This is a genomic window from Bartonella grahamii subsp. shimonis, from assembly GCF_036327415.1.
GTDB classification, from domain to species: Bacteria; Pseudomonadota; Alphaproteobacteria; order Rhizobiales; family Rhizobiaceae; genus Bartonella; species Bartonella shimonis.
Map to the genome: position 1 here is coordinate 1,812,490 of NZ_CP123961.1, position 24,752 is coordinate 1,837,241.

Here is a 24,752-nt window from a genome sequence, read left to right on the forward strand (position 1 = left end):
AAAACCTCTTAAAACTATGAAGAAACCGCTTTATAGCGTTCAAGCAATGCAGACACAATATTTGATGAACAAAGGCTATTGGATGATTTAACCATAAGCAGATCTCCAGAAGAAATTTCTGCTAAAAGAAGCGACAAAATTTTCTCAATATTTTCAGCATAATGAACCTTAACACCAGCAGACAAATCACTGACTAAAGATTTCATCGCCTCACCAAATAGAAAAACTGGATTAGCACCGGAAAGACGTATTGGCTTTATTAAATCACGATGAAGCTTTTCACTATACTCCCCTAACTCTAGCATATCCCCTAAAACAGCGATTCGCCGCCCCTCTTTCCCTATCGGTCCTGTAGCAAGAAGCTCAAGTGCAGCACGCATAGAAGCAGGATTTGCATTATAGCTTTCATCAATGAGATAAAATTCACCCCCATTTGATAAAGACAGTCGATAACGAATACCTCGCCCCTTTTGAGAAGAAAAATAGCGAAAAGAAAGAAAAACAGGCTCTAACTCGACCCCCATAGCATCACAAGCAGCAGTAACCCCTAAACTATTTTGCACAATATGGCGTCCGGGAGCGCCAATTTGAATCTCCGTATCCCGCCCCCTAATACGTACAATCATAGAAGAACGATCAGTTAGAAGACGTATATCTCGCGCTTGATAATCAGCATTTTTAGTCTCACCAAAGCTTAAGATCTTTCTTACACCGCATTGCTTTGCTTTTTGAACGAGATAAGAAAAAAAATCACTATCCGCATTTAAAATAGCAATTCCTTTCTCATCTAATCCTTCAAAAATTTCAGCTTTTGCCTCTGCTATTTCTTCAAGATTTTTGAAAAAACCCATATGCCCTGCACAAATATGCGTAATGAGAGCAACATGCGGACAAACCAGCTTGACCAGAGGGCGAATTTCATCTTTATGATTCATGCCAATTTCAAAGATACCATAATCACTCTCCATCGGCATCCGCGCTAAACTAAGCGGAACCCCCCAGCAATTGTTTAAAGAAGCAAGATTCGCATGAACATTCCCAGCCGTTGCAAGTACTTGTTTCAAAGCTTCTTTTGTTGTTGTTTTTCCCACCGATCCTGTTATCGCGATAATTTTAGCTCTTGAACGTTTGCGTGCAGCTTTCCCAAGTTTTTCTAGGGCTTGCAAAACATCAGGAACAACAACAAGTGGAGCCGATATCTTTTTCATATCCCTCAAACGATGTTCCGCAACAATAAGAACACCTGCACCTCGTGCATAAGCTTGCGCAGCAAAATCATGACCATCAAGATGATGCCCCTTTATGCAGAAAAAAATATCACCTTCCGCAAGAGTACGGCTATCAATGGAAACCCCAGAAAAAGTTTCTGGCATACTTCCCACTACGACACCATCAATAGCTGCAACAAGTGCTTTCTTATCCCATAAAGCTGTCATTTCTTTCGGTCCTCTAGAGCTTCTATCGCTTTCAGACGATCTGAAAAAGGATAAGTTGTCTGCCCTATAATTTGGCCTTCCTCATGACCTTTTCCAGCAATGATTAATGTATCACCAGCTTTCAAAAGCTCCACCGCGTAAGAAATAGCCTCACCACGATCTGCTATCTCTATTGCTGTTGGCACTGCCTGTAAAATATCCTTGCGTATTTTTTCTGGTATTTCTGTGCGAGGATTATCATCCGTTACAATAACAATATCCGCTTTATCCGCCGCAATTTTTCCCATCAAAGGTCTTTTTCCTTGATCACGATCTCCTCCACAACCAAAAACAACAATCAAACGCCCTTGCGTAAAGGGACGAACAGAAAGCAAAACCTGTTCCAAAGCTTCTGGTTTATGGGCATAATCAATATAAACAGGCGCATTATTTTCTGTCTTTCCGACAAATTCTAACCGCCCAGGTGCCCCTTGCAAAGTTTCAAGCGCAGAAAAAACTTTACGAGGTGAAACACCCGTTGCAATTGCTAACCCCGCTGCCATAAGCGCATTGGCTACCTGAAAATCTCCAGCTAAAGGCAAATCAAATGTATAAATATTGTTTTGCACACGACACTCAATACACTGTTTTGAGCGTTGATGTTCGACACGATTAATCGTGATAAATTGCCCCTTACGACCAATTGTCAAGACACGACGGCGCGCTTGTGTAACAACATCAATAACCTTTTGTGAATAGACATCATCAGCAAAAATCAAAGCAGGAGCAGATACAGGCAAAAGTGTATCAAACAACCTCATTTTAGCCCGCAAATAATCCTCTACCCCCGTGTGATAATCCATGTGATCTCGCCCTAAATTGGTAAAAGCGCCAGCTGTTAAATGGACTCCATCAAGTCGTCCTTGGTCAAGCCCATGCGAAGAAGCTTCAAGAGCTGCATGAGTCACACCTTCATGAGAAATTTCACAAAGAAGACGGTGCAAGACGACCGGATCGGGTGTTGTGAGAGAACCATAAACATTCCGTTTAGGAGAAACAACACCTATCGTCCCTATACTCGCAGCACAAAATCCAACATGAGTCCAAATTTGCCGAATAAAAGAGACAACAGATGTTTTACCACTTGTACCAGTCACAGCAACGACCGTTTCAGGCTGAGAACCGTAAAAACGTGCAGCTGCCAACGCTAAGCTATGACGAACATTAGAAACACGCAAAACGGGAACAGATAAATCCTCAAGAACAGCATGACAATCTGTAACAATTGCTCGTGCACCACGCTTTATCGCATCATCTATATAGTGTCTTCCATCACTTTTTTTTCCTTGAACAGCGACAAAAACATAGCCTGGCAAGATTTGTCGAGAATCTGCACTGATTCCTGTTATTTTCATTGAAGAAAGATTCTGATCTTCAAAACATTCTGTAAAAACTGTTCCAAACAACATAACGATGCACCTTTATATTCATTTTACCGTTGTTTAACAAAACTTGAATTGCTCTTTTTACTTTAAAGCGGCTCATATTCTTTTTTAAAATCGGGTTTTACACCAAGAAAACTAGCTGTGCGACGAACAATATTAGCAAGCATTGGTCCAGCATTCATCCCCGCTGTTGCTGAACGCTGTCCCTCTGCAGGCTTTGGTTCATCAATAATTGTTAAAACAACATAAACAGGATCATCAATAGGAAAAGCAGCAAGAAAACTATTGAAATTTTTTGTTTTAGAATATTTTCCATTTTCAACTTTTTCAGCTGTTCCTGTCTTACCACCTACACGATAACCTTCCACCTTTGCATTACGTCCAGAACCAATATCACTATTTAATTTATAAAGGTAACGCATATTTTGACTTGTTTTAGCATGCAAAACCCGTTTTGCATGGTGCAAAGTTTGTTCTTTTGTACGTTTTAAAAATGTCGGAGCAATTAACCAACCACCATTCATTAAAGCAGCAGCCCCGACAGCTGTTTGCAAGGGTGTTGTTGCCATACCATGCCCAAAAGAAATCGTCATAGAATGGATATCCTTCCAATGATGTGGCACAATAGGATGGGCAACTTCAGGCAACTCTGTTATGAGACGATCCAGTAACCCAAGTTTTTGCAAAAAACTACGATGTTTATCAATCCCTATCGCCAATGCCTCTTTAGCAGAACCAATATTGGAAGAATAAATAAAAACCTCCCATAACGTTAAGGGACGATTTTTTCCATGAAAATCATGAATAACATACCCACTACTTGCTTTTATTGGCTTTGAAGCATCAATAATACTGTTTAAATGAAAAATATCGGAATCAAGAGCCATGGCGGTCGTAAAACTTTTAATGATCGATCCCATTTCAAAAGCTCCTGCCGTCATCCGATTGAGACGATCACTTTTTAAAGCTTCAATAGGATTTCCAGGATCAAAATCTGGTAGTGATGCCAAGGCCAAAACTTCCCCCGTATGTATATTTAAAATAACAGCTCCTGCAGCAATTGCCCTATAACGCTTCATAGCCTGAATAAGTTCATCATGAACAATTGCCTGAACACGCACATCAATCGAAAGCTGAACTTGTTTTAATGATTCTTCCATGGCAAGACCAGCAGCACGCAAAGCACTCAACCCCGCATCATCAATATATTTTTCCATACCTGCAATGCCCTGATTATCAACATTCACCATACCGAGAATATGGGAAGTTACAGGTCCATCAGGATAAAAACGACGAACTTCAGTTCGAAAACCAATTCCTGGAATACCAAGAGCCATAATTTGCGTCTTCTGCATGGGGGTTAACCCACGCTGGATCCAAGAAAAACCAGATTTTCCTTTTAAGCGCTTATAGGTTTCCTGCCAATTAAGATCAGGCAAGACTGTTGAGAGCAATTCAATTGTTTCATCCACATCAATAATGCGTCGTGGCTCAGCAAAAAGTGAATAAGTTTTAATATCTGTTGCCAATAAACGACCATTACGATCAACAATATCAGGTCGTGCCATCAATTGCAGAACGGCTGGCCCCTTTGCTTCTTCAATCTGTCCACCTTCCAACCCATAAGAAATAAGACAAGCCCCCATGATTCCATATAAAATTAAAAAGCAGAACAACGAAAAAAGTAAACGTGGACGACTAGAATAAGGACGACGAATAGAAACACTATGATTATTCAACGAATTCTTTAAGCGCTTTTTCTTCTGTGAGAATAAAAACGTTGATTTCATTATTGTGCGCCTTTTTGGACAACACCATTTATCTGAGAAGCCCGATTATTTGTCAAAATATCCTGATTATCTTCCAAGATATTTTGTTTAATCACTTCTTCAATTTGATCATGTATCCATACCGGAATGTCTTTAAACTCCACAATTTGACGCGGCTGTATAACCTCTAACCCAAGTTCTTTTTGATAACGTTTTGCAAGTTTTTGCATGCGTGAAGGCCTTATCATTACAGCCCACTCAGCACGAAGCAAACTTACCGTATTTTTTGCTGCAGCAATTTCATGCTCAAGATGACGAACTTCGTTCATTCGTTTTTGAACATCATATTTTACCTTATAAGTAAAACCTGCCATACAAATCATAATCATCACTAAAATCATATCAAATGTACGAAAAACTGTCATTTCTTACTGCCTTCAAAACTGGCAATCTCTGCTAAACCAAATAATTTCATATCTGCTGCAAGAGCCTCTGCTTCAGTTCGTACACCAATACGCAACCTTGCAGAACGTGAGCGTGGATTTTTCTGTAACTCCTCTTTAGTTGCCGTAATCCCCCCTTTAAACAAAGAAAAAAATGTTGCTGGAGCAGCTTTTATTTCAGGAAGATAGCGCGATCTCATACATTCTCCTGAACGAGAAGAAAAAAATCTTTTGACCATACGATCTTCAAGAGAATGAAAACTGACAACGCCCAAACGACCACCCGGTTTCAAAATGCATTCAGCAGCAAATAAGCCACGTGCAAGTTCACCAATTTCATCATTAACATATATACGAAGAGCCTGAAATACACGTGTTGCAGGATGAATACGATCTCCCGGCTTACGTCCTATCAACACTTCGATAGCATACGCCAAATCACCTGTACGCAAAAAAGGCTGAACAACACGACGCTTTTCAATCATCCGTGCAATTCGCCCCGCATAACGCTCTTCTCCCAATATTTTAAAGATTCGCGCTAAATCCCTTGCTTTTAAATGATTTACAACATCGCTAGCTGTAAAACCGGTCTGAGCCATTCGCATATCCAATGGTCCATCTTTTTGAAAAGAAAAACCTCTTTCTGCTTCATCAAGCTGCATTGAAGAAACACCAATATCCAAAATAACCGCATCAACCTTTTCTTCAACGACGCGATCAAGCTGTGAAAACGCCATATGAACCAAACGAAGTCGTGGAAAAAATTCTTCAACAAGCGATTGTCCCGCACCAATAGCATGAGGATCACGATCAAGAGCAATCACCTCCGCCCCTGCCTTTAGCAAAGCGCGCGTGTAACCACCAGCACCAAAGGTGCCATCAATCACTTTTGCTCCAACCAATGGCATAAGCCCAGCCAAAACTGGCTGCAACAACACTGGAATATGGCGTTCAGCTCTTTGATCCTGCTTTATCAAAATAATCCGTCTTGAAGTTATGCTGTCTCAAATCAACAGCTCTCTCATAGCAACTGATCTCAGAATAACCTAGCCTTCAACTTTCATATTAACCACAATGAACGAAAAAACTAAAGTTATCCCAAAACAGATCCTAATGCATTATACTTAAAGAAATGTTATAATTTTTTAAAACACTCTTTGCTCAAGTGTCCATTTCAAATACACAGGCTCGATAAAAGACCATATGTAATCGATCTTATAAAATATCGCGTATCATCATGAAATATCAGTCGGCCTATAAGCCGGGTTCTGTAGAGTAAAGCTTACGCTTTACATGGCAACCATTCATCTGGGACGGATGTTACCATCCGCCTCGTGCAACCTACCCGAATGACTCGCCCGGAAATCGGCTGCAAATTAAATCTTGCACGTCATTTCTATTTGGTCTTGCTCCCGGTGGGGTTTACCTTGCCACATTCATTACTGAATGCGCGGTGGGCTCTTACTCCACCCTTTCACCCTTACCTATAAAAATAGGCGGTTTACTTTCTGTGGCACTTTCCCTAGGGTCACCCCCGCCGGGTGTTACCCGGCACCGTCTTTCCATGGAGCCCGGACTTTCCTCACCTGCCGCATTTCAGCATTAGACAAGCGCGGCTGCCCAGCCGACTGACGTATTGATTTATAAAACATTTTCTGCTCCGTGAAAATAGCATTTTAAAATATTTTATAGAAAATCTGTCTAAAAAGATGTTTTTATTTTAATGAAGCCAGATAAGTTTTCACTTTTGCGCAATATTTTGCCGAAATAGAATTCATTTTTTTTGCAGCATGACCTGCGTTATATTTAAGGATTGTACCACACGTACTTCCACCACTGAGTTTATACGCCCGTGCCAAATAACGCATACCATATTCAAGATTGGTCGCAGGATCGTACAAATCTTGTACAGAACCACTAAAGCCCAACCCTCGTGCCGTAGAGGGTTTAATTTGCATCAAACCTATTTCGCCAGCAGCCCCCTTTATACCTGCCTTATAATTACTTTCAACTTTTACAACAGCATGTGCTAAATTAACGGGAACATTATATTTATTCGCAAGTTTCTGAATAAGAAACTCATAAGGGCGACCAGGAATCTTAGAAGCAACAGCCACTGAAGCTTCTCCTGGTTCTGCAACATTTAAAACACTATGAGTCCAACTTATATCAAATACAAAAAATACAGCACACGCTGTATTTAACAAGATTTTCAAAAATTGCATTTTCTTTCTCTTCACTCAAACATTCTCAAATTCTAGCCGCAAATAATTTGCAAATGTATTGTACAAAAAAAGAAAGCAAAAGAATGGCTTGGAAAAGGAAAGAGTAAGACAATTTCAAGATAAAACTCTGCAACAAAAGAAAATCTCTTTATACACAAATTATAGATTTCTCTATATCATAAAATAAAAAAATAAAGAGACTATAATTAATCTTATAGCGTATTAAATAAAATGATATAATCTATAAATTGCTGCTATCGCTATTGTATCACTCAATTTTTATATTAAAAAAATAGCATTTTAAACAGATGTAACATTTTTTACATAAGATTATTAATTTTTTTATCGAGATCAATCCCACAAAGCAAAAGAGACAAGAACATCTTTTTACCGAAGATCCTCAATATCAAAAAAGTTTCATAAAAAATATAAACCGTTATCAACGCTTCTCTCTAGTTAATAAACACCCACAGCACTCTTTATGTCCGATAAAACCTCAACAAATCACAAAGCAAATCCCTACCCCCATCATTGCGCATAAAAATTCATAAATATACTAAAACCATCATACTCTTTACCAACGCAAAATATTGCAACAGACCTTTAGCTCTCAAGATGCCTCAAAGAAGCTTTTTAATTCCTTTTTAAAAGAGCTTTTATCCACACAAGCCCCCCACTTGTAGTGTGCAAGAAACTGATTTTGATTTTTTCACCATGAATAAATTTAAAACGGGGGAATTTTACAATTCTTAAGATTCTCACTCAATATGAAAATGATAAATTATCATTATAAAACAATATTCTAAAAAATCTATATCCGTCTTTGTCCCTACAATAAAGCCTAGTAATTACTTTTATCTGTTTTTTGAAAAATGTTAGAAAACTCAATACCCCCAAAGCCTTTTTAAATAAAAATAGACCTCTCATCTTCATTCAAATATTTTTTCTTTGTCACAGACTATCACCTTATCAGCCTTGCTCCTCATTTTCAGAAATCCTACAAATGAATAAATATCCTAAAATCTGTAGAACAAAGGAAGCTTAAATCCTTTAAAAATTTTTTATTTTCTATATTAAATAAAAAATAATTGGCATGTAAAATGCGGCTAACGTGTTTTATTATAGTCAATACTGCTTTTGTCATTGTAGTTATTGATAATGCAATTAACTTGACCAATACCCTTGATAGGCTTGCTATCACTCCTGTAATAACTGCAACATTATTCTTATACTCCGATTGCTTACCTTTTGAATAAGATAATTTTTGATCTTACAAATTGATTATCTCCTCGCACTTTTCAAAACTTCACGAAAAGCTCTTGCTCCTTAAAATAAAACTCAAAAGCGCGACTAAAAAATATCTAAAAATAAGCATTAGCAAAGGCAGGACGAGAAATCGCTTTTGAAAGAGCCATAGCAATAATTTCACCGGATTTGTGAGCCTGCTCACGACTCTGACCACTTTTAAAAGCAAGCGCAATTACATCGCGACGCAGCTGCTCAATAAACAACTTTTGCTGTTGAGAATTCATCTTAGAAAGATGCATGATAATATCTGGAAAAAGCACGAAAAACCTCTCTAACAACAACTCCTCTGTTACATCAAACTGCTGAGAAGAAAAAGAAGAGCGACCGGAAAAAAACTGATGAACAACACCGCTTCGAGAAGCAAAAAAGACAGCGAAAAAAATAAAAAATACAAATAAAATAAAAATAATACGACGCGAAAAAGATTCCATTATCTCTTACCTAAAGACCACAGAATACAAACATAGACTCCTTTTATGATTCTCATTATAGCATTCAACAATGCCTCAATAAAGAAAAATAAAATTATTGAAAATTAATACGTCAACACTATCCGCCCAACAGGACCTGCCCCTCTGTGTATTTAGGTAGGCGAAACTAACAATAAACCTCAAACCTCCCCCTAATAACACCTTACAACACCCCCTAAAAAATTACAAAAAGCCTGACTGAGAAAATCCTCAGTCAGGCCAGACAATCTAGGGGATCCACGCGGGGGGGGGGGAGGAGGTTCCCCGATCGTCCTCTCACATCAACCACTAAGATAGCCGATGCAATATTCTTGCTATGGAATAAATTTCTTTAAACAACAAGAAATTCTTATCATCCTCTACGCAAAAAAATATAAAAGGGTTATAAATTGTTTAAAAATGTTTAAATTTAGGCAAAAAAAGTTCAAAATGACCCAATTTGAAGCAATTTTATTTCAAGAATCATCGATTAAAATCTACGACTATTATAATTTTTAAATAATTTCTTTCATAACTCCGATGATCATAATAAAAAAAAACGTAATTTCTACGTATCTACCCTATAAAAATTAAGCTATGTAAAAGTAGAATCACTTTTCCAACAGCAATCACTACAAAAAGAAAAACGTAGATCTTAAAAATCTTACACAAATAACCGTAAAAAGTGAAAAACATCTTCTTACAAAAAAGCTATGAATTAGCTAAATAAAAACAATAAATTAGAGAAATAAAATCTTCTATCTTTATAAAAAAATCTGTAAATGATCATTAAAATATCGTCACATCCCTCATGTAACAATCCATGAAGAATTTAAACAGCTTAATCTTATGAAAAAATGAGAACTCTGAAGGTATTTGTTTCGAATCACGCCCTATAATCATTCCAAATAAGGATAAACTATTTACAAAAACCAACAGTCTCTAATGCATTTTAACATAACAAACCGAGATCAATGCAAACATTTTCTCTTAATCTCTATCATTTAAATGATCCCGTAAAATAATACACACAGTAGTTTCTATGCTCAAAAATTATTATAGTCTGTTCTTCTAACTTAAACAATTCATTGATTTACAATCATAACGCATCATTTTACAATTTACATGAGAGATCTCAAGAATGTAAGGTTCCCTTATTTTAAATCTTCGTCTATTGAATCAATAAATAGTCATACTATCGCACATCACAAACAAGAAGAAGCATATGGATAAAAAGCATAAAAAGAGTCAAAATACCTTCTATGAACCATTTTAAAGCAAGATCTGCAGTAACATAAGAAACTGAAACATAAAACGATGATGCTGGCTTACAACTTTTACTTAAACTAAAGACGATGGTGCCCTATCAATTTTACGCTATACCCACGGACTGCGTCATAAGATGAGCGACAAGCAAAAAGAAAGAAAATCACTTTTGGCAATAAAAATGGATTTATTTAATAACCTTTTTAATAACCTTCATACTTCTCATGATAAAGAGATACGAAGCTTTAGTGTAACATCACGCTTTTCTTTCCTACTTTCAAGCCACGGACTATCCATAGATCATCGTCAATCTGATTTTTATGAATAATGCAAAACACATAGACGAACGCCCTATATGAATGCTTGTAGGAAGAAATAAACGTAAAGCTAGATGCGTTATTATAACCGTTGTTGTACAAAATGTTTTTAAAATTCAGAATATCACTCCAATCAATTACCACTTTATGAGTAATTTTATAGCATCATCTACCAAGCTTTTACTTTTTCTATTACTTGTAAATCAACACCTGCTCCTAACATAGCAATATGTTTGAGATAAAGATTAGAGCAAATGAGAACCATGTGAACAGTCCCAGCTTTTATATGCTCAATTAGAGTGAAAATATTTACGCCTGTTTGAGAAGTCTCAAAAAAGCCATCATTCATTTTGAAAGAAACATAAAAACCTATTGCCATCTTATCTTTACCATCCCTTTCATTTGCCTTTACGACTTTCAAAACGCTCATAACGCTATGTTTTAAATCATGAAAATCACACCTTGTCCTACTCTTTTATTTTTTCGTTTTTTTAGAGCATCTGCTTATACCCCTCACGAAAAACTCTAAGGTACTTCTTATCTAGGCACCTGTTTTAAAGAGAGATCTTAAGATCTATTGGGCACCACCATTTTTGACATCACTATATTATATTGTGCGGTGTTATATCATTGCAGCTTCTCTCACATTTAGAAAATGTATGAAAGATGCATTTCCTTTTCTAAACGGTATTATTTAGACAAATATCTTCTCTTGTAAATGAAAAAATATTCTTATATTCAAGCCACTCATTGAAGTCTAAAAAATCAATGATCTTTTAAAATTAATATATTGGCTAATAAAACAAATATGATATCAAAATACCTTAAATAGTGATCCTCATAGGCTTAATTCTATAGAAGGTGCTTTCATTACACAGCCCCCACGCCCTTATGAAACACCAAGACTCTCATATAAAAACATAATACAAATGTAAAAAACAATAGATTATCAATGATTGAATAAATTTTTATCTCTACGCTCTTCCTTGAGAAAAATCAGAAAATAAAGCACGTTAACAAACGCGATTTATGCAAAATCTACTTGTTTGTCTTTGATATCATCCACCAATAAACGCGGATCACGAGCAAGCCAAAGCGTAACCATACCCTCCTCACTGTTTTCATTTTGTATAGGCGTAAGACAAACCGTTTGTTCTAGAACAAGTCCAACATTTTTAAGCCATTGTTCTATTTGTAAAACTGAAAATCCAAGACGCATATGCGCTTGATCAGAATATGAAGACTCAATTTCATGATAACCAAAATCCACAATCAATAAACGACCATGAGGACGCAAAACTCTTGATATCTCATGAAGAAATATTTCAGGATTTTCAAGAAAATGTAAAATCCAATGAAGAATAACTAAATCACAAGTTGTATCTCCAACAGACAAGTGAAAAACATTGCTATCAAGCACAACTTCCAACGCATGCGTATAAAGATTAGAAAACAATTTTAAGACAGAGTCTCCACCTCTTCCAATATTTAGCATCGTCTGAAATGGTTTATCGCCAATGATTTCAATTAAAGCGTTTTCCACACCATGATCTGCCATATAGGATGACCGTAATACATCCCATTGCAACGTATTTTGTAGGAAATGCTTCTTCCTCGTTTTTTGACGCTGCTTTTTAACACCCTTCAAACGTTCTAAGTCGTGCGCTAACAACACATCATGCTTTGGCAAAGCCGAAAGAATACCCATCACAATGTCTTTACCCCAAAAATCATGACAAAGCTTAAAATAAAGGCTATCTCCCTTCTGATAACGCTCAATCAATCGTGCTCCGTACAATAAACGTAAATATCGTGATATACATGCTTGCGACTGATCAAGAATAAAAATAAAATCAGGAATTGTTAAATCTTCATGGTGCAAGAGCGTAAGGACACGTAAATGGCTTACTTCTGCGACCGCTTTCAGCAGCACAATCATTGCATCTAAACTTGCACTTTTTTTCATAATTATCCCCTAAACATTCTTATAAACATTTGTTTATAAGAAAAAAAGTCAAGCATAAAACGCATATTCTCATCTATTTTGTTCTCTCTATTTTATTAACTATGAAAAAAATAGGCTACTGTAAAAACGAACAGATCTTATCTCCCTGCTTCTCGTTATAGTTATAACACATTGATTTATAATAATAGTTTATCATTTTCAACTTGAATAAAAAACCGGAATACCGTAAATTCCTCTCATTTCAAACCTATTCATGACAAATTAATCCAAATCATTCTCCTATAGCTCATAAGCGGAGGAAGCATATAGATAAAAATACCTTTTATGGTCATATCAAAACAAGAGCTGACACCATTGAGAGAAAATAAATAACATGATGGTGTCAGCTTGCATTTTTATTAAGTAAAGAATAACGCTCAATGACCAGAGCATTTGTAGAAATAGTACTATACTCTTCATCCCCTCCTTTTCATTACAATTTTACAAGCAATAACCCATTATATACCATGAGTAGAATAACCCTATGTAGGTCATAATTTCATAAAGTATCTCTTACTATTTTCAATAAATAAAAACTTCCACAGCATACACGCACACTTTATTTATAAAATAACAAACACGATAAAATACACTATTTTTTCAACACTATTTTTTCAAAAAAGTTAAGATAAGATAAAAAATTCTAACGTGTAAGAGGTTTATAATTTGCATGCTTAGGATTAAGAGATTCCCCCCCAAGACGACGAACTTTATCAGCCTCATATTCAGCAAAATTACCTTCAAACCACTCTACATGACCATCACCTTCAAAGGCTAAAATATGTGTTGCCAATCGATCAAGAAACATACGATCATGCGATATGATAACTGCACAACCAGCGAAATTTTCCAATGCATCTTCCAATGCACCCAATGTTTCAGTATCGAGATCATTTGTCGGTTCATCAAGAAGAAGCACATTCCCCCCCTCTTTTAGAAGCTTCGCCAAATGTACGCGATTGCGCTGCCCTCCTGATAAATTTGCCACCTTCTGCTGCTGATCTGCCCCCTTGAAATTAAAAGCCCCGCAATAAGCGCGGCTATTCATCTCATATTTGCCTAATTTAATAATGTCATTTCCACCAGAAATTTCCTCCCAAACAGTTTTATTCCCCACCAAGGAATCGCGACTCTGATCCACATAACTCATGTGAACTGTTTCACCGATACGTATTTGACCTGAATCGGGCTGTTCCTGTCCCGTCAACATTTTAAACAAGGTCGACTTTCCCATACCATTGGCCCCAATAACGCCGACAATGCCACCAGCAGGAAGTTTAAAAGAAAGAGAATCAATCAAGACACGTTCACCATAAGCTTTAGAGAGATTATCAACTTCAATAACAACCTGTCCTAATCTTTCTCCAATAGGAATAATGATTTGCGCCTCTCCAGGACGGCGTTCACGTGCTGCTTGAACCAACTCATCATAAGCCTTAATCCGAGCTTTTGACTTTGCTTGTCGCCCTTTTGGACTAGAAGCGATCCATTCTTGCTCACGTGATAAAGCACGTTGACGCGCTGCCTCTTCACGGCCTTCTTGAGCCAAACGTTTGGCTTTAGCCCCCAAATAAGCAGAATAGTTCCCCTCATAAGGAATACCTCTACCGCGATCTAACTCTAAAATCCAACCCGTTACATTGTCGAGAAAATAACGATCATGGGTTATCAAAAGCACGGACCCAGGATATTCACGTAGATGCCTTTCAAGCCAAGCCGTCGTTTCAGCATCTAAATGGTTTGTCGGTTCATCCAAAAGTAATAAATCAGGTTTTGACAAAAGTAATTTACAAAGTGCAACACGCCGCTTCTCACCACCCGAAAGTTTTGTTACATCCCCATTGGCTGGCGGACAACCAAGAGCAGCCATAGCCATTTCCACTTGACTTTCTAAATCCCAAAGATTCTGACTATCAATAATGTCCTGAAGTTGTGCACTTTCATCAGCTGTTTCCTCGCTATAATTCATCATCAATTCGTTATAACGCTCAAGAATTTCCTGTTTATCTGCAACACCTTCCATCACATTGCCACGCACATCTTTGCTCGCATCAAGCAAAGGTTCTTGTGGTAGGTAGCCACAGCGTGCTCCTTCAGAAATCCATGCTTCTCCAGTATATTCCTTATCTAGCCCAGCCATAATACGTAAAATAGTTGACTTCCCTGCACCATTCGGCCCTAAAATACCGATTTTAGCATCTGGATAAAAAGACAAATGAATATTTTCTAGAATTTTTTTATTGCCGTAAGACTTGTTAAGCCCAGCCATATGATAGATAAATTGACGTGCCATAAATTTCTCTTTATATTGTGCGATATTAAAGATTAGGATTTTGAAAAAACTACTTTTGCTTTTTGAAACTGTACAGTAAATAGCACTTACATCGTATCAAAAGCTTTTCTGCTTTATATTGGTACATTTTTTCTAATCTCACAAGCCCCAGTATGGTCCTGAATGCAAAAAAACATCCCTCCACAAAGCAAAAAACAAATCTTTTTAGCTGTACCTGAAACCTGTTATCAAACATTGCCTCTCTTTTCCATACCAGATATAACATTGTATTTTTATCGTATTAAACCGACTTATCAATGTAATATGGTACCAAAAAGAAAAGCAATTCTCTATGCACCTTCTTTTTTCGCTTTATGGGCTTTATATTACGCAGTAAAAAATCCTTCCCTTTTTTCATCGATTTTTTGCTACGGGAAACAATGGTCTTCCCCCCTTGCCTTGATATGGCTTAAACTACGTTTACAAAACGATCGCCGCCTTATGGGATCTGATGTTCCAAGCCCAATGATCATGAAAGCTTTACATCAACACGTAGCAACAAATGACTACAGTGCACTTCCCATTGGTACGTGGTTACAATTCGTAAAAAACTATAAAACCAATTGTAAAAACTTATCCATTCCCCTCTTTTGGCTTGATAATTATAAAAATAATATCAATATCCAGCAAATCATTTCAAAACTTCAAGACGAAATATAGCTTTTTAAAAATACGGTAAAAGCTCATCTCGTATAGGAATATATTTATGGAAAAAAAAGCCTTAATCGTCATTGATGTTCAAAATGACTTCTTACTAGGTGGAGCACTTGCCGTACCACAAGGTGATTCTATTTTACCCGCCGTCAATAATCTCATAAATCATTTTGACCACGTTATCTTAACCCAAGACTGGCACCCCAAAGACCATTGCAGCTTTGCTTCCTGTTACCCTGAAAAAAAACCCTATGATACCATCATTCTTGACTATGGTCCTCAAATACTTTGGCCTGATCATTGCATACAAGGAACACAAGGAGCAGAATTTCATACATCTCTTAGAGTGGAAAAGGCACAACTTATCCTTAGAAAAGGCTATAATCAAAAAATGGATAGCTATTCTGCTTTTCTTGAAAATGATCAAAAAACACCAACAGGTTTACAAGTCTATCTCAAAGAGCATGGTTTTACCAAGCTCATTATGTGTGGCTTAGCAACTGATTTTTGTGTCGGATTTTCCGCTCTTCACGCTATACAATGCGGTTTTAAAGTCAGTGTTTCATTAAATGCCTGTGCTGGTATTGATGTAAACGGATCACTAAACACTATGCTTAAAACTATGAACGAAGCTGGTGTAGAACTTTTAATGGTCTCTTAAAATATTCTTCTCTAATCTACCATTATAATATACTGATTTATAAAGGATAAATTATTTTTTACATATTTAAATGAAAACCCAGAATATCATAAAGTTTTCTCATTTCAAACCTGTTTCAAAATCATTCTCTTACACGTTACAAAGAGAATCAATGTATGAATAAAAATCATTCAAAAAAACAGTAAAATGCTTCTTATGCCCCATTAAATGTAAGAGCTTGTTATAATATTGAAAGCTGGTAAAAAGTATAGCATCAGCTTTCTGTCTTATATTTAGATCAAAAAGTACCCTAGAGATTATACATTATTCCCTTTATGGGATAGTATCACACAATGGACAACTTTAAAACAAAAATGCAAATAAGCAATAAAATAGTATTTTATTTTGCATATTCTATCCAAAGACATACAATAAACAAAAGCGTTAGGAAATAAGAAATCTCCATTACTTGGACGCAATATTTTTATCCAATTGACGATACTTAAAACGAATAGAAGAATATAATGCCATTCCAATAATACAGACTCCCACAAATCCTGTTAAGACTTCAGGAACTGATATAATCGTTTGCAGATACATAATCACTGCAAGAACTAAAATTGCATAAAAAGCACCATGCTCCAAATAACGATAATGTAATAATGTTCCTGATTCAACCAACATAATTGTCATAGAACGAACGTAAAATGCACCGATACCAAGACCTATCGCAATAATAAAAAGGTTGTGTGAAAAGGCAAAAGCACCAACCACGCCATCGAAAGAAAAACTCGCATCAAGAACTTCTAAATAAAGAAACGCCCCAACTCCCCTGTGAGCTACTGTTGTTAAATTCTTTTGAGGGGCATCCAAGAGATGACCCACAACTTCAACACCGATAAAGGCCAAAAGTCCATAAAGGGCCGCCAATAAAAAAGTTATTTTATCTTCTGCGTCAATCTGACCTGAAACAAATACGACCAAAATCAAAACAATTGCAATATCAATCCCAGCAAGCGCCCCAAACTTTTGAGCAGGTCTCTCTATAACATTAAGCCAATGCACCTCTTTTTCAGAATCAAAAAAATATTTTAAGCCAACCATCATAAGGAAAGTTCCTCCAAAAGCAGCAATCCCCATATGCGCATCGGTTAAAACTTCAGCATATCGATGTGGTTCCCATATCGCTAATTTAACTGCCGCAATTGGACTAATCCCAACAGCAACGACAACCACCAATAATGGAAAAACAATTCGCATCCCAAATACAGCTATCAAAATGCCCCATATAAGAAAACGACGACGCCACAACGGATCCATTCTATTAAGAACACGCGCATTGATAATGGAATTATCAAAAGATAAAGAAATTTCCAAAATTCCTAAAACACAGCAAATAAAAACATATTTAAGAAAACCAGCAATACTTTCCGTTTCAAACCAACCAATAACCCCTCCTAAAAAGACAGCAATAATCGTGAAAAAAAAAGCAAACCCAAAATAGCGTAATAGGGCCATGATTATTCCTCAAAATTTATTTTCTAATTCATCTACAGCACACCCAGTATAAATCCAAAATTTGCATCTCTTTAAAGTTGCATCTATTAATGCAGAGGTGTATAGAATATATATGGTAAAGTTACATGAAAATTTTCTCAAAAAAAGCAAGAGACAAATATAACAAGCAGAGATTTTTTTTGAAATGAAGATCAATTGTCAATACAATATAGTTGAGAGATTGCTTTCTATCCACGAAAATAAAAAAATAAAGAAAAATTAAAGCTATAAATATTGACGTGAAAAAAAAAGCAAATATTAATACATAGTGTGCTTTTATTATTTAATGATTTATACCATGATGATTTACCGAGGGAGATAATTCGTGGCACGTCCTGAAACTGAATCAAAAACCATATTTGGAAAACGCTTACGTTATGTACGTCTTGCTTTAGGCGATCCATCACGTGAAGCCTTAGCTAAAAGTTTTAGCATGACAAAAAATTCCATTGCTTTTTATGAGCGCGGGGAGAGAGAGCCCAATCTTAGTGTCTTGCAAACATACCGCACGTTATATGGTGTCAATATTAATTGGCTTTTAACTGGACAAGGAAAAATGTTTGACACCGAATATACAAAGGGTGATTTTGACTGGAATTATTTTATTAAAAAAATCGAAGGACTGGAAGAAACACTTGCTAATAGTAATCTTAACGAAAAACTAAATCAAGAAAAAATCGACAGTTCTTATGAAAAATTGCAGCAATATTTGTCAAGACAAGGTTTATTAAATGGCCTTAACCCTAAAACTACAACTTCTCTGATCGATATGAAAGCTAAAATGGCCAATTCTTATACCCTTAGCTTATTCATTGATTTACTCATTCGAAGCGTATCCCAAAAAGAGGTTATAGCTAATCAATAAACGTCTATTTCAAAAGAAAAAAAGAAATGATTAAGCTCTACCAGTATGGAGAAAGATGTTTTTTACTTTATTCATGCTGGTGGAATTTTGTGTAACTTATAAAACTTGTTTCTGTAGCAACAATAAAAATATTCGCATTGTAAATGAAAGTATAGTGTCTTTAAAATTAAAAAATAATTTTGTAGTATAAAATTCTCATTTATATCTTATTGACAAGAAATTTTTTCTTGTTAAAAGAATAATAGCTCTCATAGAAATTATTTTAAGGTCAGAAAATTTAAGGGGAATATATTGACGACTTCCTAGAGAGACATACATTAGTGTTCACAAACGGATTAGTTAAATATTTATCCTGAAAATTATCAGCTATTTTATGAGGTGGGAAGCATGTATTTTGAGGTGTTTCAAGGAGTTCACAATCAATGGTACTGGCGTTTAATCTCAGGAGATGCACAAAAAATTGCCTTTTCTAGTAAAGGTTATCCAACAAAGCAAGATATCCTAATTAATATTGAACAATTCAAAGAAATTACACATAAGGCTCTTATTAGAGAACTGCAGTTCTAACGTTCTTTACCATTAAAAAAGGCGTTTATTTTGTGTAATGGTATGTTGAGTTACTTTTGTGACAAATTAAAAAGTGATTGTTTTTCCCTCAATGGGAGGGAGTTTTTGTGTTATTTCTGACATTCACAGATAACAGTCAAACTTTCGCGCATTATTATTTTGTTTTCAATCATACTCAGGTCTCTATAGCATTTATCAAAAAGAAAATCTCTTGAGTTTTGTATTTTTCATAAAAAATAAACACACATGAAGAGAAAATAAATCATCAATGAGAAATATAACTACTTTATCAGATATTAATACCTTTTACCCTCATGTCCCTCTTCTGTATCTGATAATCATAACTGATTTACCCATTTCATCTTCATAAAAAGCAAATATCTCTTTCTATTATCATGCAATTTTTATAGCTATGAGTTGAAACTATCATAGCATTTATACCTTACATCTAAAAGGAATGCGCAAAATTATTTCCAACAATAATATAAATTGCTGGATTGTGTAGACGCACTTTTTAATAACCAGCATACCTATAAACTGGTTTATCATCATAAACTCTTATTTTATGACCAACAACGCTCTATCTTATAAACTTAAATATTTCCATAAAACCAGAGCAAACTTGAGTATTCTCTTCCAATACAATCTCTCCATCAAGCACCATAATTGGCTTCATTAAAGTTTATCTCTCTCATCATTCCAATCTTCCTAACACATTTCCACACCCTTTAATGCAAAATATGAATATAATCACTCTTTATCATCTTCAGATTTAAGCATTTTTTGATATTCTTTTTCATTTTTTTCATATTGCTTAATTTGTTTTTTCAGTTTTTCAATTGCTTGATCACGTCTTTTAATCACCATACCTTGCTCTCTAATAGCTCTATCTCGTTCTTCAGTCATCTTCATAGAATCTCTTAAAAACTCATGCTTTATTCTTCTAGATTCCTCTTTTAAAACTTTCACTTGATTGCGATAATATAAAGAAAACCGAAATATAACCCCGCTGAACAACAAAACAACAGCCATTGCGCCCAATAAAATTTCGTTTACACTCATTTAGATCTCCCTTAATTGTCGCTCAAGTAATCATCTTAACCAATTTGTTTCATCCTCAATCAAAAAAGAAGACAATAAACCGCATGTTCCAAGTGTGAACAATCACTCTCGGCATTCTTATTTTCTCCATTAAAGCCATTGATAAATGACGCAAACAAATCTCTGAAAGAGGCTAAATCTACACGCTTACACCAATTATTTGCGACACATTTATTGACACAAAATACAAAAATAAGGAACGTAAAATAAAACTAATGACGCAATGCAATCATTCAAGCCTTGCCCAAATCGTTCCTATCTTCCTTTTTACGCCATGTGGAATGCGGCTATATATGCAAGTTTTTCATTATTACAAAAATCTTCAGTGTCATAAAACACAGCATTCCTGTAAAATTTTGCCTTCCTAAAAATCTTTACATCACCATAAACTAAAGCATCATTATAAACTCGAGCCTTTCTACAATCACGAGTATCACCATAAAGTTTAATACATTGAGTATTCAAAACTTGATCAAAAAAGACCGCATTAGCGTAAACATATGCATCTCCACTCATATTTAAATAACTATAAAGTTCTTATCTTTCATAAACATGCGAACTCTTACAAACGCCTACACAACCACATGTTAATGCATTGTTATCAATAACAATATCATCGTAAACACAAACTTCATCATAAACCGCAGCATCATAAAAACACATTCATCCCCATAAGGGCATTGATCGAATGTACACACCCTCCCAAACAACCACCTTGGTGACTCAGGTTACCTTCCTGTTCAATAAAATATCCAAGATCACTTTTTTGATATTTCCCAAATTTTCTAACGCATAACACGATATACCATCTGATAGTGACCTAATTTATTACAATAAAGGAAAAATCAGTATTCTTTGCCTATGGATTTACATTTTTTCTACAGCCATTATCCTATCTCTTAAGGCTTTAAAGCTTCGTTATACTCACACACCACCTCAACGCAGAATTTTTTTACAAACTCTGATATTGGGGTATATCTTGATTTATAATGCTGCTACGTATACTATCACAGTGAAATCTCATAAACATACGAGTGTGTATCGCCGTTTCTGGTATACACATTTATTTTTTCACAACCGTGGAACTAAGCAACCATTTTTTATTGATTCGAATCTGAAAGTGTATGGGGACATTTTGTTATTAGTTAAAAACAACTCTATATGCCTCATTAGCGAAGAGCTACACATGGATATTTTCACGCTCCTTGTATCATATATTCTGGATTCGCAATGCAATATTAACGCTATAGCGTAAATATGTAAAGGTCTAAAAATGACAAAGACTGAAAAAGATTGGTTCCAACGCTTAGTTGAATTGATAAAAAGTGACGGACGAACCATGATTGAAATAAGCAGAGCTGCAGGCTGTGGACAAAATTACGTCCAACAAATGATAAATGGAGGAAAGAGACCTTCAGTAGATAAACTCATGGCTATATTGAACACACTGGGAAATGCTAGTGCCATATATGTAATAACTGGTTTCAACATCTCTGATGAAGACTTAAAACTCATAACTTTGATTTCGTCTGGAGATAAAAAGAAGATTGAAGCCTTAAATGTTCTGTTGAATGAGCAGAATCTGTAGAATTTTCTACTCTATCCAATATAGCTTGCTTTTGAGACGTCGATAAAGACTCCCACTTCACAATAATATCAGATAAAGTTGTTTCAAATTTTTTATCATTCTTCATAATCATACTCCATGTAGTCAAACTATATAACGCTAAAGCGTTTAAATATATCTCATACCTTAGAAAAAAATATTTGCAATAGGCAGTATGGAAGCAATTGTGTACAAACTTATTTCACAAAATCAGATGAGGTTCTATTAGTCATGTACCATAGTGAAACAGAAAGCACCACACGATCTAGATCTTCTTATGAAAATTGAATCTATCAAAAACGCGAATAATGTTACGCAAATCTTGTGATTCGGACCAATAACAAACTAATGTGAAAATATCCCTGAAGACACTCCTGAACTCTATAGTAAGAGAACACGAAAAAACTTTTTTGAAAAAAATATATCACAATTTTATTCTACATAGCACCATCTATGTTTTTTAAACAATATTGCAAAGCAAGAATATAACAATGTTATAGGAATAAATTCTTATAAACAGAGTCATACTACCCAAAGCTCTGAACACGTTTACAGGTAACCTCCCCTCTAAACGCACCTTGTAAATACTAACATAGGTCTCTATCATAAGTAAAAATGATACTATTAAAAAATAAAACGAATCACCACACATAATCTTTGCATGTAAATTGTATGCAGATTTACAAAAAGAGAGAAATCCCCTTACATAAATGAAGAATTATATTTTCAAAGTATGGTTTCGAAGAGGAAGTGTACTTTTTCCAAAAAAATCACCCTCTCTGCCGATAATTTTTCATAAGAGAGAAAACTCATAAAAAAGATAAAACTGTCTACACAATCAATACGAGAAAAATATTAGCAATACAAAAAAGTGCTAGGTTTACCGAAATATTGCCAATCCCTTATGAGAGTAAAGTCCAAAAAGACCTCTGCTCTTCAATAATAATTCGGATTACATAAAAGCTCTATAATTTGAGCATTAAGCAAAAAATACACAAGGACAGAAAATGGCATTTTAATGAATTGTCCAATATCACAGAAAACATTTCTTACAGAATAATAAAATGCTTATTACAATAAAATCTGAATGATGCAAAGCGATAGAAACAATCACTCAATTGACTTTTCAAAGAACAAATGATGAAATTCTTTTCAGAAAACACCCCACCCTCACTATGAATAATATTTCTCAAAAATCAAATAGAACTCCTCTCTTGGGAAAAAGAAAATATCGACAAATGCTATCATCGTTGACCCCATGATACAATGGACGCCTATGGATCACATTCTCTTATATACAAGCCATTCATCACGATAATGCTGTTCGAACGTCCAAAATACATTAACATCACTTAGAAAAAAGCGAATTTACACTAAATATTTTTTGAGCCATTTGTTCTGAACAGTACAATCTTTAAAATTGGTTTTATTGGAATCTGTTTATTTACAGAACAAGCATAAATAAATTTCTAATAAAGCTTTTAGCATTCTATTTTATGAAGAACATCATACAGAAAAAGTAAAAAACAGTATATGAATTAAGAAAGTAAATAGCGACACATATCGGTTAATCCAAATGCTACAATGTTGCAAATGAGAGCACTTCTTTGATGAGACTAAAAAAGAACACCATCACTTTATATTAAAGTATATTAAAGTGACTGATGGAAGAAAACTGCAACAAACAATGACAAAGGACTTTAGAACAAACAGGAAAATAAATCAAAGAAACGAAAAAAGTAGAATCTCAAAACTTTTATATAAGCTACCCATTTTTTTATTGGCCATTTCCCTATTGGTGGGCCCGGAGGGACTCGAACCCCCAACCAAGCGGTTATGAGCCGCTGGCTCTAACCAATTGAGCTACAGGCCCCATATAGGTTGTTTCTCTCTAAACTAAAATGCCCTATGATACAAGAGCTGACAAAGATTATAACCCATCTTTTTCTCTTTTCTATTGGTTTTTTTTTCAGTGCCCTAATTTCTTTACAAGAACTCTTAAAAATGAGAGAATAGTTAACTGACAAATATAAAGGTATAGATATGATAGAAAAGAAAATTCAACCACTGAAGAGTTCTCTGGTTAAAACAGTTATATTAGCATTTACACTCTCAGCCACATCATTGACTGTACGTGCTTATGCTGAAGAAAATAAAATGAAAAATGCAACGATTACAGTAACTGCAATCGGAGAAAGTCAAGCTGCACCGGATATGGCAATTATTAATCTAGCCGTTGTTACCTATGATAAAACTGCCCAAAAGGCATTAGCTTCCAATAATCAATCCATCAATGATATTATAAAAGCTTTTAAAGACAATGGTATACAAGCAAATGATTTGCAAACATCAGGTTTATCCATTTATCAGTCGACCCCTGATAAACACCACGAAAAAAAGAATAATGAAAAACTCTATCATGTTTCAAATTCTTTAACCGTGCGCATTCGTGATCTTACCAATGCTGGTAAAATCTTTGATCAAGCGATGACACTAGGTGTTAATTCAGTTAACGGCATTACTTTTACCAATGCAGATACAAAGCCATTTTATCAAGAAGCACGTAAAAAAGCCATTACTGAAGCCATTGAAAAAGCGCAAACGATAGCGCAAGCAGCCGATTTAAAATTAGGAAAAATTATTGAAATCAATGAAAAGGATGATTACTACCACCCGACACCACGTCTCATGAGTAGAGCAGCAGATGCAAGCTATGCAGATACAAATTTTGCAGGCGGTGAATTAAATTATAATGTAAGCATCACTGTAGTTTTTGCGATCGATTAAG

At 35.4% G+C, this 24,752-nt stretch carries 20 protein-coding genes, 1 tRNA gene and 1 other RNA gene; 6 read left to right on the forward strand and 16 right to left on the reverse strand.

Annotated features, from left to right (window positions below):
- Nucleotides 1-14: 14 nt before the first annotated feature.
- From QHG57_RS08015 to ettA, 11 genes are all read right to left on the reverse strand, one after another.
- Entirely contained in the window at nt 15-1,436 is a 1,422-nt protein-coding gene (locus tag QHG57_RS08015; RefSeq protein WP_330169065.1) for a UDP-N-acetylmuramoyl-tripeptide--D-alanyl-D-alanine ligase, read from the reverse strand.
- Entirely contained in the window at nt 1,433-2,884 is a 1,452-nt protein-coding gene (locus QHG57_RS08020; protein WP_330169066.1) for a UDP-N-acetylmuramoyl-L-alanyl-D-glutamate--2,6-diaminopimelate ligase, read from the reverse strand. The genes QHG57_RS08015 and QHG57_RS08020 overlap by 4 nt, the downstream gene beginning before the upstream one ends.
- A 62-nt stretch (nt 2,885-2,946) precedes the next feature.
- A complete protein-coding gene (locus tag QHG57_RS08025) occupies nt 2,947-4,650 on the reverse strand; it encodes a peptidoglycan D,D-transpeptidase FtsI family protein (protein ID WP_330169067.1) in 1,704 nt (567 codons plus the stop codon).
- A complete protein-coding gene (gene ftsL / locus QHG57_RS08030) occupies nt 4,650-5,054 on the reverse strand; it encodes a cell division protein FtsL (RefSeq protein WP_330169068.1) in 405 nt (134 codons plus the stop codon). The genes QHG57_RS08025 and ftsL overlap by 1 nt, the downstream gene beginning before the upstream one ends.
- Nucleotides 5,051-6,049 (reverse strand): 16S rRNA (cytosine(1402)-N(4))-methyltransferase RsmH, encoded by a 999-nt coding sequence (gene rsmH, locus QHG57_RS08035; protein WP_330167861.1) that lies wholly within the window; start codon nt 6,047-6,049, stop codon nt 5,051-5,053. Before rsmH ends, ftsL begins: the two co-directional genes overlap by 4 nt.
- Before the next feature lie 264 nt (nt 6,050-6,313).
- Nucleotides 6,314-6,704: RNase P RNA component class A (rnpB, locus tag QHG57_RS08040), an RNA gene on the reverse strand.
- Between the two features lie 83 nt (nt 6,705-6,787).
- Entirely contained in the window at nt 6,788-7,297 is a 510-nt protein-coding gene (locus QHG57_RS08045) for a lytic transglycosylase domain-containing protein (protein WP_330169069.1), read from the reverse strand.
- Nucleotides 7,298-8,658: 1,361 nt separating this feature from the next.
- The gene (locus QHG57_RS08050; protein ID WP_330167863.1) at nt 8,659-9,036 is read right to left on the reverse strand and encodes a hypothetical protein; all 378 of its coding nucleotides are present in this window, start codon (nt 9,034-9,036) and stop codon (nt 8,659-8,661) included.
- A 1,770-nt stretch (nt 9,037-10,806) separates the two neighbouring features.
- Nucleotides 10,807-11,067: a hypothetical protein gene (locus tag QHG57_RS08055; RefSeq protein ID WP_330169070.1), complete on the reverse strand. Its 261-nt coding sequence runs from the start codon at nt 11,065-11,067 to the stop codon at nt 10,807-10,809.
- 597 nt (nt 11,068-11,664) lie between these two features.
- A complete protein-coding gene (locus QHG57_RS08060) occupies nt 11,665-12,603 on the reverse strand; it encodes an ArsR/SmtB family transcription factor (RefSeq protein ID WP_330167865.1) in 939 nt (312 codons plus the stop codon).
- Between the two features lie 682 nt (nt 12,604-13,285).
- A complete protein-coding gene (ettA, locus tag QHG57_RS08065; RefSeq protein WP_330167866.1) occupies nt 13,286-14,935 on the reverse strand; it encodes an energy-dependent translational throttle protein EttA in 1,650 nt (549 codons plus the stop codon).
- A 162-nt stretch (nt 14,936-15,097) separates the two neighbouring features.
- Here ettA and QHG57_RS08070 point away from each other — a divergent pair, with 162 nt between their 5' ends.
- Both QHG57_RS08070 and pncA read left to right on the forward strand, forming a co-directional pair.
- Nucleotides 15,098-15,634, forward strand: coding sequence for a hypothetical protein (locus QHG57_RS08070; RefSeq protein WP_330169071.1), 537 nt, complete (start codon nt 15,098-15,100; stop codon nt 15,632-15,634).
- A 46-nt stretch (nt 15,635-15,680) separates the two neighbouring features.
- Nucleotides 15,681-16,289: a bifunctional nicotinamidase/pyrazinamidase gene (gene pncA / locus QHG57_RS08075; RefSeq protein ID WP_330167868.1), complete on the forward strand. Its 609-nt coding sequence runs from the start codon at nt 15,681-15,683 to the stop codon at nt 16,287-16,289.
- Between the two features lie 444 nt (nt 16,290-16,733).
- Here the strand turns inward: pncA and QHG57_RS08080 are convergent, their stop codons facing one another.
- Nucleotides 16,734-17,786 carry a DUF475 domain-containing protein gene (locus QHG57_RS08080; protein ID WP_330167869.1) on the reverse strand — a complete coding sequence of 351 codons (1,053 nt, stop codon included), beginning with the start codon at nt 17,784-17,786 and terminating at the stop codon, nt 16,734-16,736.
- Nucleotides 17,787-18,150: 364 nt separating this feature from the next.
- On the opposite strand from QHG57_RS08080, the gene QHG57_RS08085 reads away from it, so the two are divergent.
- Both QHG57_RS08085 and QHG57_RS08090 read left to right on the forward strand, forming a co-directional pair.
- The gene (locus tag QHG57_RS08085; protein ID WP_330167870.1) at nt 18,151-18,690 is read left to right on the forward strand and encodes a helix-turn-helix domain-containing protein; all 540 of its coding nucleotides are present in this window, start codon (nt 18,151-18,153) and stop codon (nt 18,688-18,690) included.
- A 387-nt stretch (nt 18,691-19,077) separates the two neighbouring features.
- The gene (locus tag QHG57_RS08090) at nt 19,078-19,257 is read left to right on the forward strand and encodes a YegP family protein (RefSeq protein WP_330167871.1); all 180 of its coding nucleotides are present in this window, start codon (nt 19,078-19,080) and stop codon (nt 19,255-19,257) included.
- A 750-nt stretch (nt 19,258-20,007) separates the two neighbouring features.
- Here the strand turns inward: QHG57_RS08090 and QHG57_RS08095 are convergent.
- Together QHG57_RS08095 and QHG57_RS08100 are read right to left on the reverse strand one after the other, a co-directional pair.
- On the reverse strand, nt 20,008-20,319 hold the full coding sequence (locus QHG57_RS08095; RefSeq protein WP_330167872.1) for a hypothetical protein: 312 nt from the start codon (nt 20,317-20,319) through the stop codon (nt 20,008-20,010).
- Nucleotides 20,320-20,895: 576 nt separating this feature from the next.
- Nucleotides 20,896-21,021, reverse strand: coding sequence for a hypothetical protein (locus tag QHG57_RS08100; RefSeq protein WP_330167874.1), 126 nt, complete (start codon nt 21,019-21,021; stop codon nt 20,896-20,898).
- A 610-nt stretch (nt 21,022-21,631) separates the two neighbouring features.
- Between QHG57_RS08100 and QHG57_RS08105 the strand changes: the two genes are divergently transcribed.
- Complete coding sequence (locus tag QHG57_RS08105; RefSeq protein ID WP_007347852.1) at nt 21,632-21,946, forward strand: helix-turn-helix domain-containing protein; 315 nt, start codon at nt 21,632-21,634, stop codon at nt 21,944-21,946.
- On the opposite strand, the gene QHG57_RS08110 is transcribed toward QHG57_RS08105, so the two are convergent.
- Complete coding sequence (locus QHG57_RS08110; protein WP_015856659.1) at nt 21,870-22,052, reverse strand: hypothetical protein; 183 nt, start codon at nt 22,050-22,052, stop codon at nt 21,870-21,872. The genes QHG57_RS08105 and QHG57_RS08110 overlap by 77 nt on opposite strands.
- Before the next feature lie 1,708 nt (nt 22,053-23,760).
- Nucleotides 23,761-23,837 (reverse strand) — tRNA-Ile (locus QHG57_RS08115).
- A gap of 170 nt (nt 23,838-24,007) precedes the next feature.
- Here QHG57_RS08115 and QHG57_RS08120 point away from each other — a divergent pair.
- Nucleotides 24,008-24,751: an SIMPL domain-containing protein gene (locus QHG57_RS08120; RefSeq protein ID WP_330167875.1), complete on the forward strand. Its 744-nt coding sequence runs from the start codon at nt 24,008-24,010 to the stop codon at nt 24,749-24,751.
- Nucleotide 24,752 lies beyond the last annotated feature (1 nt).

What these genes read in the sequence shown, in the direction of transcription:
- QHG57_RS08015 (WP_330169065.1), bottom strand. Translation starts at nt 1,436, where the DNA reads ATGACAGCTTTATGGGATAAGAAAGCACTTGTTGCAGCTATTGATGGT.
- QHG57_RS08020 (WP_330169066.1), bottom strand. Translation starts at nt 2,884, where the DNA reads ATGTTGTTTGGAACAGTTTTTACAGAATGTTTTGAAGATCAGAATCTT.
- QHG57_RS08025 (WP_330169067.1), bottom strand. Translation starts at nt 4,650, where the DNA reads ATGAAATCAACGTTTTTATTCTCACAGAAGAAAAAGCGCTTAAAGAAT.
- ftsL (WP_330169068.1), bottom strand. Translation starts at nt 5,054, where the DNA reads ATGACAGTTTTTCGTACATTTGATATGATTTTAGTGATGATTATGATT.
- QHG57_RS08045 (WP_330169069.1), bottom strand. Translation starts at nt 7,297, where the DNA reads ATGCAATTTTTGAAAATCTTGTTAAATACAGCGTGTGCTGTATTTTTT.
- QHG57_RS08050 (WP_330167863.1), bottom strand. Translation starts at nt 9,036, where the DNA reads ATGGAATCTTTTTCGCGTCGTATTATTTTTATTTTATTTGTATTTTTT.
- QHG57_RS08055 (WP_330169070.1), bottom strand. Translation starts at nt 11,067, where the DNA reads ATGAGCGTTTTGAAAGTCGTAAAGGCAAATGAAAGGGATGGTAAAGAT.
- QHG57_RS08060 (WP_330167865.1), bottom strand. Translation starts at nt 12,603, where the DNA reads ATGAAAAAAAGTGCAAGTTTAGATGCAATGATTGTGCTGCTGAAAGCG.
- ettA (WP_330167866.1), bottom strand. Translation starts at nt 14,935, where the DNA reads ATGGCACGTCAATTTATCTATCATATGGCTGGGCTTAACAAGTCTTAC.
- QHG57_RS08070 (WP_330169071.1), top strand. Translation starts at nt 15,098, where the DNA reads ATGCAAAAAAACATCCCTCCACAAAGCAAAAAACAAATCTTTTTAGCT.
- pncA (WP_330167868.1), top strand. Translation starts at nt 15,681, where the DNA reads ATGGAAAAAAAAGCCTTAATCGTCATTGATGTTCAAAATGACTTCTTA.
- QHG57_RS08080 (WP_330167869.1), bottom strand. Translation starts at nt 17,786, where the DNA reads ATGGCCCTATTACGCTATTTTGGGTTTGCTTTTTTTTTCACGATTATT.
- QHG57_RS08090 (WP_330167871.1), top strand. Translation starts at nt 19,078, where the DNA reads ATGTATTTTGAGGTGTTTCAAGGAGTTCACAATCAATGGTACTGGCGT.
- QHG57_RS08095 (WP_330167872.1), bottom strand. Translation starts at nt 20,319, where the DNA reads ATGAGTGTAAACGAAATTTTATTGGGCGCAATGGCTGTTGTTTTGTTG.
- QHG57_RS08100 (WP_330167874.1), bottom strand. Translation starts at nt 21,021, where the DNA reads ATGTGTTTTTATGATGCTGCGGTTTATGATGAAGTTTGTGTTTACGAT.
- QHG57_RS08105 (WP_007347852.1), top strand. Translation starts at nt 21,632, where the DNA reads ATGACAAAGACTGAAAAAGATTGGTTCCAACGCTTAGTTGAATTGATA.
- QHG57_RS08110 (WP_015856659.1), bottom strand. Translation starts at nt 22,052, where the DNA reads ATGAAGAATGATAAAAAATTTGAAACAACTTTATCTGATATTATTGTG.
- QHG57_RS08120 (WP_330167875.1), top strand. Translation starts at nt 24,008, where the DNA reads ATGATAGAAAAGAAAATTCAACCACTGAAGAGTTCTCTGGTTAAAACA.